We start from the raw sequence: 13,726 nt of genomic DNA, 5'->3' as shown, positions 1-13,726 counted from the left end.
GTATCAACAAGATAAGATATGGAATTATTAGATGACAAAATGCGAGTGTGGACAGATAGTGCGCAATACGTTAAACCAAGCCCAGGAGTATATGTTCTGTATAATAGAAAAAAAGATCCAATATACATCGGATATACAGACAATCTAGAAGAAACATTTGCAAATTATGTGAATACTGAATTTGATGGAAGTGAATGTATGCAAAAAACTTCACTGTACCAAAGAATATTTGATGAAAATCCAAAAGAGGTGCAATTAAGATTGATTGAAGAATTCAAGAAAGAGACTGGAGAGATTCCCAGCTGTAACTCAGAGATCAAAATTGAGACACATTAAAAATTACACTGCATTGCAATGTAGTCTTACTTGATTAATATAAAAAATCACCATGAATTTTCATGTCAAACGCAATAATATATGCCGGTATTGCAATCGGAGTAGCTGCATTGGCAGGAATAATGGTTTATGCACACGATAACCAAGAGAATTATCTTCGAGATGATGCAGTACTGGCACCAGCTGCAGAACAAGGGGTCTTTGAATCAGAATTGGGAATGGTCAAATTGAACAAAGAACAATGGCACGAGGATCCTTTCGGAGATCTTGCAGCAAAAGTTAAAGCAGAAAATGGTAGATAGTCTACTTTAGATTATCATCCATATTATTTTCAAAATTCTCAGATATTAAATTTAGAAGAGTAATCTAGGAATGAGTTTTAAATTCTTCAAGTAAAGCAATTTATCTTAGATATCCGTATTACAGCAATGCATCAATGTTATTACTGTGAACAATTATTTCAATCAAAAGAAGAACTATACGAACATGTAGAAGTGCATTCAGATATCGAACGAAACAAGGAAATAATGGATAGGAAAAAACAGGCTCAAAAAAAATAAACGTTTTAGAATAGACAAAAAAAATAGAGCAAAGGAAAGACTTTTTCCAATTCCTGAGTGGATATAAGAATTAATTTAGCATGAGATATGGATTGGGTTGAAAAAATATTACAAAAATCATGCGACAGAACACTTACCAGAGGAGAAGTATTGCATAGTCTTTTTCACATGATCGAGGTTAATGAAACTACACTAAACCACATACAAACAAACAATACAGATTTCGGTCCAGAACTTGAAGAATTAAAACAAACAGAAATCAGAGATTTGGAATTTCATTTAAAATATTATAGAAGTTTAGTGAATTACATTAATTCGATTCCTGAAAATAAAATAATTGAAAATAGAACTTAATCATCCCAAGATACAGTATATGACACTAATGTGAATTGATTTGATTTTCTTTTTTTCATTCCCCATTCATTTGGAGTGTGGCTAAAATTAAGATCAGGCAGTTCAGACCACTTGAATTTTGGAATCTTTGCAGTTTCCATAACTAAAATTATAAGATAAGCATATAAGAAATCAGACTACACTGCAATGCAAATTATTGTTTTAATTGTTTAAACGTCAAATCATACTCAAATTGGCGTTCAGTATCAACACCATAGTTTGTTTCCTTGTGATATTGTAAAGATTTTTCATCGTATAATTGTTGTAGTTTTTCTACCTCTGCATTAATCATTTTTCCAGAATCTTCTTTTGCAAACTGTTTTCTTTGTTCTTCATTTTTGCCTCTAGTCGGAAAATATTTTCCGTTGAATTGTTCTTGTAATTTGAACATGTTTTCATTTTTAATCAATTCAGCAAGATCAAAATTTCCTTGTTCGTGATGTAATAACGAATCAGAGGCTTCAGTTAATCGCACCCAAGAGAGTAATGGATTAAACTCTGCAAAAAGGCGAATATCCTCAATAAGAAAAACTATCTGATCATCAATTTTTTCAGAATTTACAGTCCAAGTAAATCGGTATTTTATGACACTGTGAGAATCCTCAAAAACTGCAGGATTGGATTCGGCTTGAAAGTCAGACCATTTTAAAGCAAAATCAGGAGACCATTGTAATGTGTTGTCAGCCATGCCAAAGTCTAGTTCATTAAGAATAAAATTATTCGTGTGTGGTTTGAGATTAGTTTGCAGTATTAGGCATACAGATACAGGCAACACTGACATTTAGAAAATCATAGGTTCAGACATATCAAGAATTGAAAATGGATCATTTTTTCAACCCTTTTTGATAAGAATTCAAGACATGTTTTATTTTAAGAATTTTTGAAGACATCAAGCAGTAAGAATTACGAAAGCAAGGTGATTGCGGGTTTGATATCCACACGTAACCCCCAAAGGGCCGATGAAAATGGATAGCAAACTTGCTTGCTTTCTTAATTCCAAACTATTAATTTCAACAAAAACAAGGGATTTTGATGATGACAAAATTTTACATATGGATGGGAATTTCAGTGACTGCGTTAGTTGTAGGATTGGTTTTATTGTTCAGTTAAGAAAAGATTTCAAAATTATGACAATACAATTTAAAATCTGATTAATTTTTTCAATAATATGATTTTGTTGCTCAACATCAATTGCCAGTTTTATCTATGACTAAGTTTCATTTTGGATGAGAATTTTTTAAATAGTCAAATTTTTCTGAATTAGAAAATAACAAAGGATTATTTTTCAATAGGTTTGAAATATTTTGAAATGCAGGACATTCACAATCCACCGAAAATAATTCTTCACATTTAGGGCATTGAATCACAACATGTGTTCCCCAATCACATTCTATATCGTCAATAATCTCAAAATAGACATTTTCATTACATGTACAAAGTAATTGATTTTGAAATTTTTCTTGCTTGTTCACACAAGGGTTAATCTTGAATTAAATATAATTTATTAATAATGTAATTTTCATCAAACTGTATTAATTTGACGGAATGTCCTACATGTAAGCTTGCAATGGAATCTCACTCAACAGATGAATTGATGGAATGTTGTATGAAACAAGTAGGAGAGGGGTTATCGGAAGAAGAAACAGGTATTTGCCCAAACTGTAAACATAACATAAAAAAACATTCAAGTAAAGAATTAGCAGAATGTACACTTGAATTTCTGAAATCTGGAATAAGTAACTAATTAAGATAAGAATAAACTATGGAGAAGAACAGGAATCGTATTGAATCAAACTACACGAAACCTAATTGCAGAATTCTCACCAATGTGGACCAATAGAGAGATTTGGGAATTTGAACAAATTAACGAAGAACTCACATTTGATGCAGTATATGCAGAACCAGGAAAATTTGAATCGTGGAAATCAAAACTATCGTATTCTGATTCAGAAATTCGAGGCATGGTTGTTAGAACATTTGAGAATTTTTTGGACGGAAAAGAGTTATGGATTGCAAATAAAGACAAGGGAAAATTAGAGAAAAAATTTGTCGCATACCTTATGTCAGTCATAGTAGATGTGATGATAGAAGAAGAAATTTGCCTTGATTTTAGAATGGAGAATAATTGTTTAGTGACAACAATTGATGAAAAAGCAGATGTGATAGACTGTAAGGAATTTTTTGAGGAATTTTATCATTTGGCGACAGGGTTCAATTTTGATATAGACACAGGAATTCCAGAAGATGAAACAGAGGCTGAAATCTATCTCACCAGATTGCAAGAAGAGTTTGATGAGAAAATGAAAAGCAAGTTAGGAGATAAATATATGCCAGGTAACAATGATCCGGACACACTTAATGCTAAGGAATAAAACAAGAGAATAGAAAAATAATGTCAGAGAGAAAACCATACAGAAATTTCAAAAAAAGAGAACCTAGTTTGACTACAGAGCAAAAAGTCGAGCAATTTGTTTTAAGAAATTCTAAAAATGGTTATTTTACAAAAGTTTCAACCATATCATACAAATTTGAAATTTCTGAAGACAAGGCATGGAGTATTGTAGGAGAATTACTTTCAAGCGGATTATTTGATTCAATTCATGATGAATATTCTGGAGAAATGAAACTGTGTGAAACTGGAAAGACATATTCAATTTTAGATTTGGAAAGAAAAAGAAAAAGAGACAAATCAAGAGAAATTAAAAAACATTCTAAAAAAAAGCCAACACAAAAAGAAAACTCTTAATTTGAATTTAATTTATAATTAAATTATGGACGATGATAATTTACCTGTACAATGTCATCCAATTTTAAAACCAAAAAAGAAAAAACAAGAGGTAAAAAATGATTCAGTGTAAATTATGTGGTACTCCTTTAGGAAAAGAACCTACAACTGAAGAATTAGAATCCCATTGGAAAAAACATCATAATTGGCATTGGAAAGCAAATAAAGATAAATCTCCTCAAGAGGCATTATTAAAAAAACGTTAACCAATGTCTTGGAATAGCAGTCGTTTATAGCATGCCTTGACTGCTAAACGAAGGCGTCAATAATTATTCAATCTCAAGATATAAAAAAAGAAAGATGTATTTTTCAAACATTTGTTCAATATTGATGAAAAAATGAAATTAATTTTCAGAGTTGGTATCAAGTCATTTATCAATTAAAAACGAGCATGAATTTCATGGATGGTGTATCAAATTGAATGAGGACTTTGCAGAGTATACAGAGTGCATCACATGCAAGCAAGCATTGATCTACTGTGACTGTAATTGTCCATACTGTGGGAAACGTGAAGAGTGTAATTGTGAAATATCACCATTAACAATTACACCATAAATCATTTTTTGAGTAAGATTATTAATTGATGAAAATATGAAATTAAAAATCAATGTTTACAGAAATAATGATGCTAGGAGGATTGTTTTGGTCAGCAACATACATTCTCATAATTAAAAGAGGATTCAAAGACAAGACATTTGGAATGCCCATGGCAGCACTTTGTGCAAATATTTCATGGGAGGCAATCTTTGCATTTTATTCACCACATGACGCTCCACAACTTTATGTAAATTATATTTGGTTTTCTTTAGATGCAATAATTGTTATACAATTTTTAAAATATGGAAAAAGAGAATTTCCAAATATTCCCAAATGGCAATTCATTGCAGCATTTGGATTAGGATTATCTATTGCAATACCAATGATTTTGGGAATTGGTCATGAATTTGCAGATACAAATGGGGTATATGCGGCATTTGGACAAAACCTAATGATGTCAATATTGTTTGTAACAATGTTAATCAACAGAAAGGGGATTAAAGGTCAGTCATTTTATATTGCATTATTCAAAATGATTGGGACTGGGCTGAGCAGTTTTGCATTTTTCACATACAGACCAATTGCACAAGAATCAACATTGTTGCAATTTTGGTTTGTCTCAATTTTCGTATTTGATTTAATCTACACAGTTGGAATTTATCGCAAATGCAAAAAGATTCAAAATCCATTTAAGAGATTTTAAAGATTAAAATTATTTATCAATATTGACGAGATTTTTACAGGATAAAGGGTCATAGAAAACATTATTTTAAGAATTTTCAGAGTAAAGCACATGTCACTGGATATTAACTGGAAAAATAATTTTTACGGGATTTCCTGGGCATATGAAAAAGATAGACTTGTCATATCAACTGTATTTGAGGATAAAAAAGAAGCAATTCAGATTGCCAAAGAAATCGAGGATTGGAGTGACAAGTTTACCAGACTGACAATAATTGAGAAGGATAATGACGAGTTTGCAATTTGTGTGTATCAGGATCCACAAATTTCAAAAAATGACAGCCATTTAGGGTTATTCAGGACAGGGATGAGACAAAGCGGGGGATATGAGCAGGCAAAACCAATGATTGTTGAAAAGCCACCACTATTACAAATTGCATATGCTGCAGATGTTAGAGACATGATGACATATGAGCAAATTTCTAGACTAGTTCCAATGCGAAAATGTCGCATAATATCTGAAAAAGATTTGAAAAAGCAAGAATACTATTACGAAAAAACTGCAAACTCTCAAAATTAAAAAGGTGAGATTCAAAATCAAATTAAGATTCGAATCATCACCAATTATGGTCGGGTAGTATGATTAATACAAATTCAATATAAAGAATCACTAATTGTTACTAAGAAATTACACTGATGAATTGTTCATCTCTGTTAAATAGAAATTTTACCAGAAAATACATGCAAGAAAATAATAATAAATCAAATTGGGAAGAAGTGATAGGACTATCATGTCTCATATCAGAAGAGTAATCATCTAAGCCATATTCCATCATCAGCACAAAATATTTAGAGAAAAAGCTAAAACTACCAGGAAATAGGCATAGAATTCCAAGCCTGTTTCATAATTTGCAATAATCATTTAATGGGTCATCTAGTTATGAAATTTATAATAATTTTAGATTATAAAGAATAAATCCTATTTTGAATAACCACTGACATGCATTGTGATGATAAAAGAACTCTGCATATCTTAAAAGAAGAGATCTACAAATCTTGGGAATTACTTGAAAAGTCAGGATTCAAAGAACAGCAATTATTGGAGGAATTTGGGAATATTGTAACAGAATATTTTGAATACAAATCATCTCAGAATAAAAATCAAAGTTAATTTTTCATACAATTTTTAAGCATTATTTTGACATAAAAAATAATCAAATTGACAATGTTAGATCATACCAAAGAATGCAAGTACAGGATGGATAACGACATGCCGCATACTAATTGTCATTGCCAATGTCATAAAATAATCATGGCAGAGTCTTTGAAAATGCAATCAAGGACTTTTTGATTCAGGATCAAAACTATCAACAATTTCCGTTACGCTTGTAAGTATGGTTTCTTTGATTTGAGTTTGAGTCATTCCAGATTTGTGCATTAGTTTCATTTGATCCATCAAAGAAAAATGAACCCTGCCTTGAAGATAATCAATCAGTCCGAATCCTTTTTTTGGGAATTCAGTTACAAACATATCGTGTTCAGATAATTCTTCAGATTTTTTACTCACAGTACAATTTCATAAAAACCAGTTATAAAATTTCCATAATTTATTAGTCGATATCAAATGGAAACATCATGACAGAATTTGTCCATAAACCATATGACAGAATTTACGTTAGAGACATGATTAAACTCAATCTAGATGATCTAATAGGCATGATGTCATCATTAGAAGCAGCAAATGCCTACTGGGTTGACGGAGTGCTATTTGCCAGTTTTGCCATGACAGAATCAGAAGAGTTGGCTAAAAAAGAGATGCAAAATGAAATGTTCTTGGATAAAATTATTTTTGCAGTTTATGACAAATATACAAAGACCGTAAAATCATCCACCAATCTTGAGATTGGAGTTCTAAATATGCAAAAAAGTAATTTGTATAGAGATTTGATTAAATGGCTAAAAACACAGCCAATTTGGGATGAATAAAAATTAGGATTGATTCCATGAAGGATAGCCACCTTCCAGGGTAACTGCATTAAATCCTTCTTTTACTAGTTCATCAGCTGCAATGTTTCCTCTATAACCAGTTCCGCAATAAGTACAGATTTTTTTGTCCTTTAGATCTTCAATCTGTTTTTTCTTTGCATTTCTAATGCTCAGTCCCAAAGGCATGTGAATAGAGTTCTCAATTTTTCCACTTTCAAGTTCATCAGACTCTCGGACATCAATTATCACAAAATCATTTTTTTGTGATTTTAGATCATTTGCAGTAATTTTGTTTGCCATGAATGATAAACCATTAACTATAATTTATTTCTGTATTTTAATTTGAAAGCAATGAATGGTCCATGTTGATCATCATACATTTGAAGTGAATTTGCTCTTCAGTCAGGTATCCGCATTCATGACAAAAAAATTGATTTGCCTCATTACAAATCTTACATTTTGTATTAACTTCTAGTTCATGCCCACAACGTCTGCATGAATCTTGTTTCATAAGTTAACTTTCATTGAATAGGATTTAAACGGTATGAAAATTAGATTATCCTAATTAGCTTGTGCTAATATGCCAAGGAAAGCAAATTTTTTACAATAAACAATTTGATTTAAAAATCATTTATGGCAGTCACATGTACAACTACTTGGAATACATCTATGATTAATGCAATCTTTACAGCCTTTGCTCCTACCGCTTTTTACTCTTAACCATTCTTTATCCATGCTATAGAACCCTTTGATTCTATAAAGACAGTGAACTTAAGGATGTTGTAATTTATCACAGCAAAAGAATCGGAAAAAATCAAAAAAATAAGGGCCAATACGCTTAAGTTAACAATTCTTACAGTATCAGTATGTCATTATTTTGCAAGCAATGTAACAGTAGACGATTACCAGAACGCCATGAAGCAGAAAAACAGACTATGTGGCTATGCAAAAAATGTAAAAATTTTGTAGGTATGGATGATGTCATCATACGTGAACAAACAGATAAAGAAAGAGAGGAAGTGAGAAGAAAACAAGAAGAATTTGAAAAAACCACTCCTCTTTCAAATGAAAAAAGGGTAAGAAGAAAAGGCGTTAATTGATAAATATTTTTGAAAAATGTAATTTTATTAATTATTTTGAACTAAATTTTCAAGGGATAATCCGTAATATCCATTATCTGCAGATTTCAACGTATTCATCAATTCCATTTTAAGCAATTGTATTTCTTTTTGAGTTTTCATATTATTGAAATAGGAAACCTAAGAGATAACCATCTCCTTTTAATTTCTACAAAGCAACAGCTCGGGATCAATTCATTTTTTTATAATATAATAATTAAAATCAAGCAATATGCTTAAGTTTACAGAAAATTCAAAAAAATAATGAATTTTGATCCAAATTACAAAGCAACACTATTGATTTTAAATGATATAGAGTCAAAAGGACTAATTCAATTTAACAAAGAATATCACGATGAAGAATTTTTTAGAAATTTTATGCAAATCAAAAAAGCATTTTCACATTCAATTAGTGAATTAATTTCTAAACTGGATTCATTTCAAACTAAACAAGACGAGATTAATCTTTTTTTGACTTTTTCTGAATCATCTTATATCAACTTACATTTAGACGCAATAAAGAAATTTCTGAAAATAATAATAAACCCATTAAAACTTGAAGACGGTTTTAATAAAAACACCACATTAGAACAAATGGTAGAAAAAATCTGTAAAAAAATGAATTATTCTGAAAAAATGGAAAACGCCATACATGGATTATTTTTGTTGAATTTCAGCGATGCAGTCACTCAGCAACAGTATAGAATTTTCAAATCCGGGGAAATGATAATTCATCCAGATAATGAAAAAATGAAAAACATATTGAATATCAAAGATTTGACAGACAGATCAATGCAAGCAACAGAGATTCTCGAGGCCATGTTTGATTGGTCAAACGGAAAAACACGAACTATCAATGAAAAACCAGAAATGCTAGATGAAATAGTCAAAGACCTGACAAAGCAAGTACAAGCGTTAGACAAAAAACTCGATAAATTAGCCTAAGTTATTGCAAACTATTCAAATAATATTTCTCTACACGCTCTAGCATTGGTTGAACATAATCATCACACGATTTGATAAATTCTTGTCTAGTGTTCTTTTCACTACTAACTAGAATCACAACTTGGTTGATTTTACGGCCTGTTACTTCCTGAAACATCTGAGCATAGCATGTAGTTTGTAAATAATATTCATACATGTATTCATCAACTTGAGGCTTTCTTTTTGTTTTATAATCAATAATTGAAAGTTCTCCATTGTATTCAGCAATTAAATCACTAGTTCCTGCCACTTGCAATTTATCTGAATACATTCTTTGTTCTATACAAGTTACATCAGAGATATTCTCCAGAAAGGGTTTGAGATTATTAAAATGAGCAATAGGCAGCAAGTCAAATTCTTCTAAAGATAAATTATTGCTCAAATAATCTTCAATAATTTTATGTGATTGTGTTCCCACATCCTGAGCTTGTTTGGTTATGTATTCATGGGCAGGCTCATTTTCTTTCCAAATCGCCAATCCATTTTTTTTATGCTCAGGTGCAGTAGCAGACAAAATCGTGCTAATTGAAGGATAAATTTTATCGAATTTTGTCTGGTACCAATGTCCATCTTCTCTGTCCAAAAGCACAGGCTCCCTAATCTTTAGCATTTGTGCAAAATTTACCAATAAAAATTTCAGAGATTAGCAGTTATTGAATCATTTGAAAAAATACAGATCATTTCATCATTTGTTTAAATTTTTCAAATTCAGATCTAGTTTTTACAAATTGATCAGTAACTATTCTTCTCAAACTAAAGAGATTTTCCATTTTCTCATTGATGATGAAAATAGATTCATCGAAAATTACACAATCTATGAATTCATCATTTGGATAAACAGTATACTCAAAAAAATCAGTATTAGTTTGTATTTTTAGTTTGAATCCCATTAACAATCCCAAATCATCATGCTTGTTCAAAAAACCCATCAAGCAAGCCTTAAGACTAGGATCGTTTGGAAGAGACGTATATCGGGGCTCATTGTCAAGATTTTTATCAATTATGCAAGCAACAGGCTTGCCTTTAGTATGCAAAACAGTAGAATCGTGTGTTAATACAAACTCCTCAGGGTTTGTCATTTTATCTAACGGCATAACAAAACTTTGCAGATTTTATTAATAATTTTTTAATAAAAATTCAAGATTCTTCTTGGTCATCAGGCTCATTAGCCTTGTCTCGAACCTTTTTCATTACACAAAATTTACTCAGTGTTTTTTTCCATCCCATATGATACATACACAATACAGAGTCTTAAGTATGTTTGAAGAGATCTGATTGGTAATCATAGAATATCATATGTTCTTTAATGGTAAATGAATTAAAGATTTCATTCATGAAATTTTGTCAAAATTGTGATACCAGATTGGTGCAGAGTTACGAAGATGTTGGAGGTCCATGGGTATGCCCAAAATGCAATCCAGAAAAAATTCAGATCAAAACTCCAACATATGGAGTAAATTACTCTGGTAGAACAAAACAATGCTCCAAAGGATGTGGTGCGGAAATTTACTGGGATGAAGGATTCAAGTCAGACAGCGGAAAGTTCATTCCAATTGATTCAAGAACAGATGAGCCACACAGATGTGAAGGTCCAGCAGAATCAGGAGAATATTTTCCAGACGAAATTAAAAAATATGCAAGACCAGAGAAAAAAGAAACAGTCACAAAAATTCCAATACCACAAAGTATTCTTTTTGACATAAACAAGATTCCAAAATCACTAATCGACAATGACTATATCATAAGAGAAATAGTTCAAGGTCACAAAGAAGAGTCTCTTGCGCTTATTCACTACGAAAGATTGATTGCACCAGAAGCAGATAAAATTCCAATAGAGTCCTTAAAGGACATACTATCAGAAAACATCATCAAAGGATTAGAAAAATATGGATTCACAGGACTTTTGCCATTTCAGGAAGAATCCATTAGGGAAATTCTCAAAGGAAACAATTCAATAATTTCAGCTCCGACAGGGGCAGGGAAGACAGAAGCATTTGCCATACCTATTCTTCAAAAAATTTCAGAAGATCCAACACCAGGAGTTTTCACTTTGCTAGTATACCCACTAAATGCACTAATTGATGATCAAGTATCAAAAATATCAAATTTAATTCGAAAATGCAAACTAGACAACAGAGTGGGAATATACTCCATTCACGGAGGTCAGAGCACAGAATACAAAGACATGATAATCTCAGATGCAAATGAAAAATCATTAATCATTGCAACAAATTTTGATTTTATCAATTATCACCTAATTTTACAAGATAAGAAATGGAATGAATTATTCAAGAATGCAAAAATCATAGTAATGGATGAGGCCCACTCCTATACGAGTTTTCATGGATCAAACGTATACCACGTTCTAAAAAGAATGAAGCGATACATGGGCAAAGTTCAATTCGTAGGGTCATCAGCAACACTAGACAATTCAAAAGAATTTTTTTCAAACATGTTTGATTTACCTGAAAGTTCATTTTCATATATCAAAAGCGAATTTAGAAGAAAGCAAAACATGCACATGTTTTTCATAATGCCTAGAAAATTTAAACAGAGGACAACAATGGAGATGATATCATCCATATGTTACAAAAACAAATCAATCCAGTTAGTTTTTAGCAATTCTCATAATGATGCTGAATTTCTTGCATCCAATGTTGAAAATGCAAATGATGGAATAAGAATTCAAATTCACAGAGGAGGGCTAGATCAGAGAGACAGAAAATTATACGAATCTCAAATGAAGGCAGGTGAACTTGACGTTCTTTCATGTACTCCAACATTAGAATTGGGAATTGACATAGGACATGTAGATGTGGTAATATCAGCATTCAAAAATGAATTTGATTCATTTATTCAAAGAATTGGAAGAGCGGGACGTATGGGTCAGAAATCATATGCCATATGTGTATTTGATCCTGATGATGCAGCATGTCATTATTTTGCACGCCATATTGATGAATATCTAAAACAAGATCATATCATACCAATCAACAAGAAAAACCCCATCATCTCTGACAAGCATGTAGAGTCAGCAGAGATAGAAGAAATATCTGCCACAGAATCAGATAAATCTCAATTTTTTGATTTTGCAAATAGCATTAACTTACGTGGGGCATCAGGAGAAATTAGCATTTATTATAATTCTAGAAAAATAGGTACCAGAGGAGTTCCTGTAGGATATTATCAACTACATCAAAAGGCAATTTATCACTTTAACAAGCAAAATTATGAAGTAAATTCTCTAATTAAATCTCAAAACGGGGCAAGAGCATACCTTGTAAGATCAAACGAAAAAGGCAAGAGGACAATGCCTATTGTCAAAACAAACATCATTCAGACCTCCGAAGGCAAGGCAAAGCATAGAGATATCACAGTAAAGGATAAAAAAATATCTTTAAGATATGGAATAATTTCTCTAGACAGAACAATTACGGGATATATGAAAGGAAACTATAACGAATCAGCAGACAAATTCACAATGCATAATGGAAGTAGCATATCGGGCTGGAGAAATTTCCACTGGAAATCAAAACACTCAGCAGTAAGCATAACCATACCTTCAGAATTCCTATCAAAATCAGTCCCAAATTCCAAGAGTCCAATTGCCAATGATTCCAGAGTGCATACTATTGCTCATGTACTAGTAAACGCAAGCAAAATCTTAACAAAATCAGAATCTAGCGACATTGATTCATACTATGACAAAGGGATAATCTACTTGTACGACAATTCATCAGATGGATTTAATGGGTGCAGTAAAATTGTTTTTGACGAATTTGAAAAAGTTCTCAATACATCTTTCTCTTTGATAAATGATTGTGATTGTTCAACAGAAAAAAATCAGGATGAAGATTGGGGAGGATGTCCCAAATGTACATTTACTACAGGTTATTGTCAAACCAAAAATAAGGAACTATCAAAGAAAGGAGCAAAAGAATTTCTTATGGCTTTTCAAAAAGACTAGAGGTTTTGTAACAAGGAATTCAAGTCGAAGTTCATTTTCAGTTAATCCAAATTTTTTTAGGGCAGATTTTATTGAATCTGAAATTTCATTGTTTTCGGCATCAATAGTTTCTGAACCAACTAACGCCATGTATCATATTAACGAAATTTCATAATTGAACATTTGTCTCATTTAGATATGACATATTCATTGTAATGAATAATGTACATCACAGAACAAAACAATACCATTAGGCAATGTTTTTGCAATTATAGAATACCCATCCTGTAGACCCTTTCCACAAACATAGCACTCAACTTTACTGACTGAAGTTGATATTTTTCGTGTTTTGAGAATCTGCAAATTATGCATGATTATCATACGATCAGCTAGACTATAA

The 13,726-nt window shown here is 31.5% G+C and carries 24 protein-coding genes; 15 read left to right on the top strand and 9 right to left on the bottom strand.

What is annotated here, in order from left to right:
* Positions 1-18: 18 nt before the first annotated feature.
* The 4 genes from ACW9XA_RS05265 to ACW9XA_RS05250 all read left to right on the top strand — a co-directional run bounded on the left by ACW9XA_RS05265 (position 19) and on the right by ACW9XA_RS05250 (position 1,250).
* Positions 19-336, top strand: a complete 318-nt coding sequence (locus tag ACW9XA_RS05265; protein ID WP_457763332.1) for a hypothetical protein — start codon at positions 19-21, stop codon at positions 334-336.
* A 62-nt stretch (positions 337-398) separates the two neighbouring features.
* The gene (locus ACW9XA_RS05260) at positions 399-638 is read left to right on the top strand and encodes a hypothetical protein (protein ID WP_457763331.1); all 240 of its coding nucleotides are present in this window, start codon (positions 399-401) and stop codon (positions 636-638) included.
* Between the two features lie 126 nt (positions 639-764).
* Positions 765-896, top strand: coding sequence for a hypothetical protein (locus tag ACW9XA_RS05255; RefSeq protein ID WP_457763330.1), 132 nt, complete (start codon positions 765-767; stop codon positions 894-896).
* Between the two features lie 87 nt (positions 897-983).
* Complete coding sequence (locus tag ACW9XA_RS05250) at positions 984-1,250, top strand: hypothetical protein (protein ID WP_457763329.1); 267 nt, start codon at positions 984-986, stop codon at positions 1,248-1,250.
* Here ACW9XA_RS05250 and ACW9XA_RS05245 read toward each other — a convergent pair.
* The 3 genes from ACW9XA_RS05245 to ACW9XA_RS05235 all read right to left on the bottom strand — a co-directional run bounded on the left by ACW9XA_RS05245 (position 1,247) and on the right by ACW9XA_RS05235 (position 2,761).
* Positions 1,247-1,390 (bottom strand): hypothetical protein, encoded by a 144-nt coding sequence (locus tag ACW9XA_RS05245; protein WP_457763328.1) that lies wholly within the window; start codon positions 1,388-1,390, stop codon positions 1,247-1,249. The two genes, ACW9XA_RS05250 and ACW9XA_RS05245, sit on opposite strands and share 4 nt — an antisense overlap.
* A gap of 53 nt (positions 1,391-1,443) precedes the next feature.
* On the bottom strand, positions 1,444-2,070 hold the full coding sequence (locus ACW9XA_RS05240; RefSeq protein WP_457763327.1) for a hypothetical protein: 627 nt from the start codon (positions 2,068-2,070) through the stop codon (positions 1,444-1,446).
* A 436-nt stretch (positions 2,071-2,506) separates the two neighbouring features.
* Positions 2,507-2,761 (bottom strand): hypothetical protein, encoded by a 255-nt coding sequence (locus ACW9XA_RS05235; protein ID WP_457763326.1) that lies wholly within the window; start codon positions 2,759-2,761, stop codon positions 2,507-2,509.
* A 134-nt stretch (positions 2,762-2,895) separates the two neighbouring features.
* On the opposite strand from ACW9XA_RS05235, the gene ACW9XA_RS05230 reads away from it, so the two are divergent.
* The 7 genes from ACW9XA_RS05230 to ACW9XA_RS05200 all read left to right on the top strand — a co-directional run bounded on the left by ACW9XA_RS05230 (position 2,896) and on the right by ACW9XA_RS05200 (position 6,463).
* Positions 2,896-3,033: a hypothetical protein gene (locus ACW9XA_RS05230; RefSeq protein WP_457763325.1), complete on the top strand. Its 138-nt coding sequence runs from the start codon at positions 2,896-2,898 to the stop codon at positions 3,031-3,033.
* A gap of 40 nt (positions 3,034-3,073) precedes the next feature.
* Positions 3,074-3,661 carry a hypothetical protein gene (locus ACW9XA_RS05225; RefSeq protein WP_457763324.1) on the top strand — a complete coding sequence of 196 codons (588 nt, stop codon included), beginning with the start codon at positions 3,074-3,076 and terminating at the stop codon, positions 3,659-3,661.
* A gap of 20 nt (positions 3,662-3,681) precedes the next feature.
* On the top strand, positions 3,682-4,035 hold the full coding sequence (locus ACW9XA_RS05220) for a hypothetical protein (RefSeq protein ID WP_457763323.1): 354 nt from the start codon (positions 3,682-3,684) through the stop codon (positions 4,033-4,035).
* Between the two features lie 98 nt (positions 4,036-4,133).
* Positions 4,134-4,280, top strand: coding sequence for a hypothetical protein (locus ACW9XA_RS05215; protein ID WP_457763322.1), 147 nt, complete (start codon positions 4,134-4,136; stop codon positions 4,278-4,280).
* Between the two features lie 401 nt (positions 4,281-4,681).
* A complete protein-coding gene (locus ACW9XA_RS05210; protein WP_457763321.1) occupies positions 4,682-5,314 on the top strand; it encodes a transmembrane-type terpene cyclase in 633 nt (210 codons plus the stop codon).
* Positions 5,315-5,404: 90 nt separating this feature from the next.
* Positions 5,405-5,872, top strand: coding sequence for a hypothetical protein (locus tag ACW9XA_RS05205; RefSeq protein WP_457763320.1), 468 nt, complete (start codon positions 5,405-5,407; stop codon positions 5,870-5,872).
* 420 nt (positions 5,873-6,292) lie between these two features.
* A complete protein-coding gene (locus tag ACW9XA_RS05200; protein WP_457763319.1) occupies positions 6,293-6,463 on the top strand; it encodes a hypothetical protein in 171 nt (56 codons plus the stop codon).
* Between the two features lie 165 nt (positions 6,464-6,628).
* Here the strand turns inward: ACW9XA_RS05200 and ACW9XA_RS05195 are convergent, their stop codons facing one another.
* Positions 6,629-6,859, bottom strand: a complete 231-nt coding sequence (locus ACW9XA_RS05195; protein ID WP_457763318.1) for a hypothetical protein — start codon at positions 6,857-6,859, stop codon at positions 6,629-6,631.
* Between the two features lie 68 nt (positions 6,860-6,927).
* Between ACW9XA_RS05195 and ACW9XA_RS05190 the strand changes: the two genes are divergently transcribed.
* The gene (locus tag ACW9XA_RS05190) at positions 6,928-7,278 is read left to right on the top strand and encodes a hypothetical protein (RefSeq protein WP_457763317.1); all 351 of its coding nucleotides are present in this window, start codon (positions 6,928-6,930) and stop codon (positions 7,276-7,278) included.
* Between the two features lie 3 nt (positions 7,279-7,281).
* Here the strand turns inward: ACW9XA_RS05190 and ACW9XA_RS05185 are convergent, their stop codons facing one another.
* Positions 7,282-7,578 (bottom strand): rhodanese-like domain-containing protein, encoded by a 297-nt coding sequence (locus ACW9XA_RS05185; protein ID WP_457763316.1) that lies wholly within the window; start codon positions 7,576-7,578, stop codon positions 7,282-7,284.
* Positions 7,579-8,144: 566 nt separating this feature from the next.
* On the opposite strand from ACW9XA_RS05185, the gene ACW9XA_RS05180 reads away from it, so the two are divergent.
* Both ACW9XA_RS05180 and ACW9XA_RS05175 read left to right on the top strand, forming a co-directional pair.
* Positions 8,145-8,378 (top strand): hypothetical protein, encoded by a 234-nt coding sequence (locus ACW9XA_RS05180; RefSeq protein WP_457763315.1) that lies wholly within the window; start codon positions 8,145-8,147, stop codon positions 8,376-8,378.
* 282 nt (positions 8,379-8,660) lie between these two features.
* Positions 8,661-9,341: a hypothetical protein gene (locus tag ACW9XA_RS05175; RefSeq protein WP_457763314.1), complete on the top strand. Its 681-nt coding sequence runs from the start codon at positions 8,661-8,663 to the stop codon at positions 9,339-9,341.
* 1 nt (position 9,342) lies between these two features.
* On the opposite strand, the gene ACW9XA_RS05170 is transcribed toward ACW9XA_RS05175, so the two are convergent.
* Together ACW9XA_RS05170 and ACW9XA_RS05165 are read right to left on the bottom strand one after the other, a co-directional pair.
* Positions 9,343-10,008: a PD-(D/E)XK nuclease family protein gene (locus ACW9XA_RS05170; RefSeq protein WP_457763313.1), complete on the bottom strand. Its 666-nt coding sequence runs from the start codon at positions 10,006-10,008 to the stop codon at positions 9,343-9,345.
* 49 nt (positions 10,009-10,057) lie between these two features.
* Complete coding sequence (locus ACW9XA_RS05165; RefSeq protein ID WP_457763312.1) at positions 10,058-10,474, bottom strand: hypothetical protein; 417 nt, start codon at positions 10,472-10,474, stop codon at positions 10,058-10,060.
* A 272-nt stretch (positions 10,475-10,746) separates the two neighbouring features.
* Between ACW9XA_RS05165 and ACW9XA_RS05160 the strand changes: the two genes are divergently transcribed.
* Positions 10,747-13,347 (top strand): DEAD/DEAH box helicase, encoded by a 2,601-nt coding sequence (locus ACW9XA_RS05160; protein WP_457763409.1) that lies wholly within the window; start codon positions 10,747-10,749, stop codon positions 13,345-13,347.
* Here the strand turns inward: ACW9XA_RS05160 and ACW9XA_RS05155 are convergent.
* Positions 13,300-13,476, bottom strand: a complete 177-nt coding sequence (locus ACW9XA_RS05155; protein WP_457763311.1) for a hypothetical protein — start codon at positions 13,474-13,476, stop codon at positions 13,300-13,302. The genes ACW9XA_RS05160 and ACW9XA_RS05155 overlap by 48 nt on opposite strands.
* A 57-nt stretch (positions 13,477-13,533) precedes the next feature.
* Positions 13,534-13,698, bottom strand: coding sequence for a hypothetical protein (locus tag ACW9XA_RS05150; protein ID WP_457763310.1), 165 nt, complete (start codon positions 13,696-13,698; stop codon positions 13,534-13,536).
* Positions 13,699-13,726 lie beyond the last annotated feature (28 nt).

The sequence above is a fragment of the Candidatus Nitrosopumilus sp. bin_6a genome (assembly GCF_054095695.1).
Note: the sequence above shows the minus strand (reverse complement) of the source record. Positions and strands in the feature narration are given on the sequence as shown.

Coding starts and splice junctions, on each gene's coding strand:
- ACW9XA_RS05265 (WP_457763332.1), top strand. CDS start 19: ATGGAATTATTAGATGACAAAATGCGAGTGTGGACAGATAGTGCGCAA.
- ACW9XA_RS05260 (WP_457763331.1), top strand. CDS start 399: ATGTCAAACGCAATAATATATGCCGGTATTGCAATCGGAGTAGCTGCA.
- ACW9XA_RS05255 (WP_457763330.1), top strand. CDS start 765: ATGCATCAATGTTATTACTGTGAACAATTATTTCAATCAAAAGAAGAA.
- ACW9XA_RS05250 (WP_457763329.1), top strand. CDS start 984: ATGGATTGGGTTGAAAAAATATTACAAAAATCATGCGACAGAACACTT.
- ACW9XA_RS05245 (WP_457763328.1), bottom strand. CDS start 1,390: ATGGAAACTGCAAAGATTCCAAAATTCAAGTGGTCTGAACTGCCTGAT.
- ACW9XA_RS05240 (WP_457763327.1), bottom strand. CDS start 2,070: ATGTCAGTGTTGCCTGTATCTGTATGCCTAATACTGCAAACTAATCTC.
- ACW9XA_RS05230 (WP_457763325.1), top strand. CDS start 2,896: ATGAAACAAGTAGGAGAGGGGTTATCGGAAGAAGAAACAGGTATTTGC.
- ACW9XA_RS05220 (WP_457763323.1), top strand. CDS start 3,682: ATGTCAGAGAGAAAACCATACAGAAATTTCAAAAAAAGAGAACCTAGT.
- ACW9XA_RS05215 (WP_457763322.1), top strand. CDS start 4,134: ATGATTCAGTGTAAATTATGTGGTACTCCTTTAGGAAAAGAACCTACA.
- ACW9XA_RS05210 (WP_457763321.1), top strand. CDS start 4,682: ATGTTTACAGAAATAATGATGCTAGGAGGATTGTTTTGGTCAGCAACA.
- ACW9XA_RS05205 (WP_457763320.1), top strand. CDS start 5,405: ATGTCACTGGATATTAACTGGAAAAATAATTTTTACGGGATTTCCTGG.
- ACW9XA_RS05200 (WP_457763319.1), top strand. CDS start 6,293: ATGCATTGTGATGATAAAAGAACTCTGCATATCTTAAAAGAAGAGATC.
- ACW9XA_RS05190 (WP_457763317.1), top strand. CDS start 6,928: ATGACAGAATTTGTCCATAAACCATATGACAGAATTTACGTTAGAGAC.
- ACW9XA_RS05185 (WP_457763316.1), bottom strand. CDS start 7,578: ATGGCAAACAAAATTACTGCAAATGATCTAAAATCACAAAAAAATGAT.
- ACW9XA_RS05180 (WP_457763315.1), top strand. CDS start 8,145: ATGTCATTATTTTGCAAGCAATGTAACAGTAGACGATTACCAGAACGC.
- ACW9XA_RS05175 (WP_457763314.1), top strand. CDS start 8,661: ATGAATTTTGATCCAAATTACAAAGCAACACTATTGATTTTAAATGAT.
- ACW9XA_RS05165 (WP_457763312.1), bottom strand. CDS start 10,474: ATGCCGTTAGATAAAATGACAAACCCTGAGGAGTTTGTATTAACACAC.
- ACW9XA_RS05155 (WP_457763311.1), bottom strand. CDS start 13,476: ATGGCGTTAGTTGGTTCAGAAACTATTGATGCCGAAAACAATGAAATT.
- ACW9XA_RS05150 (WP_457763310.1), bottom strand. CDS start 13,698: ATGCATAATTTGCAGATTCTCAAAACACGAAAAATATCAACTTCAGTC.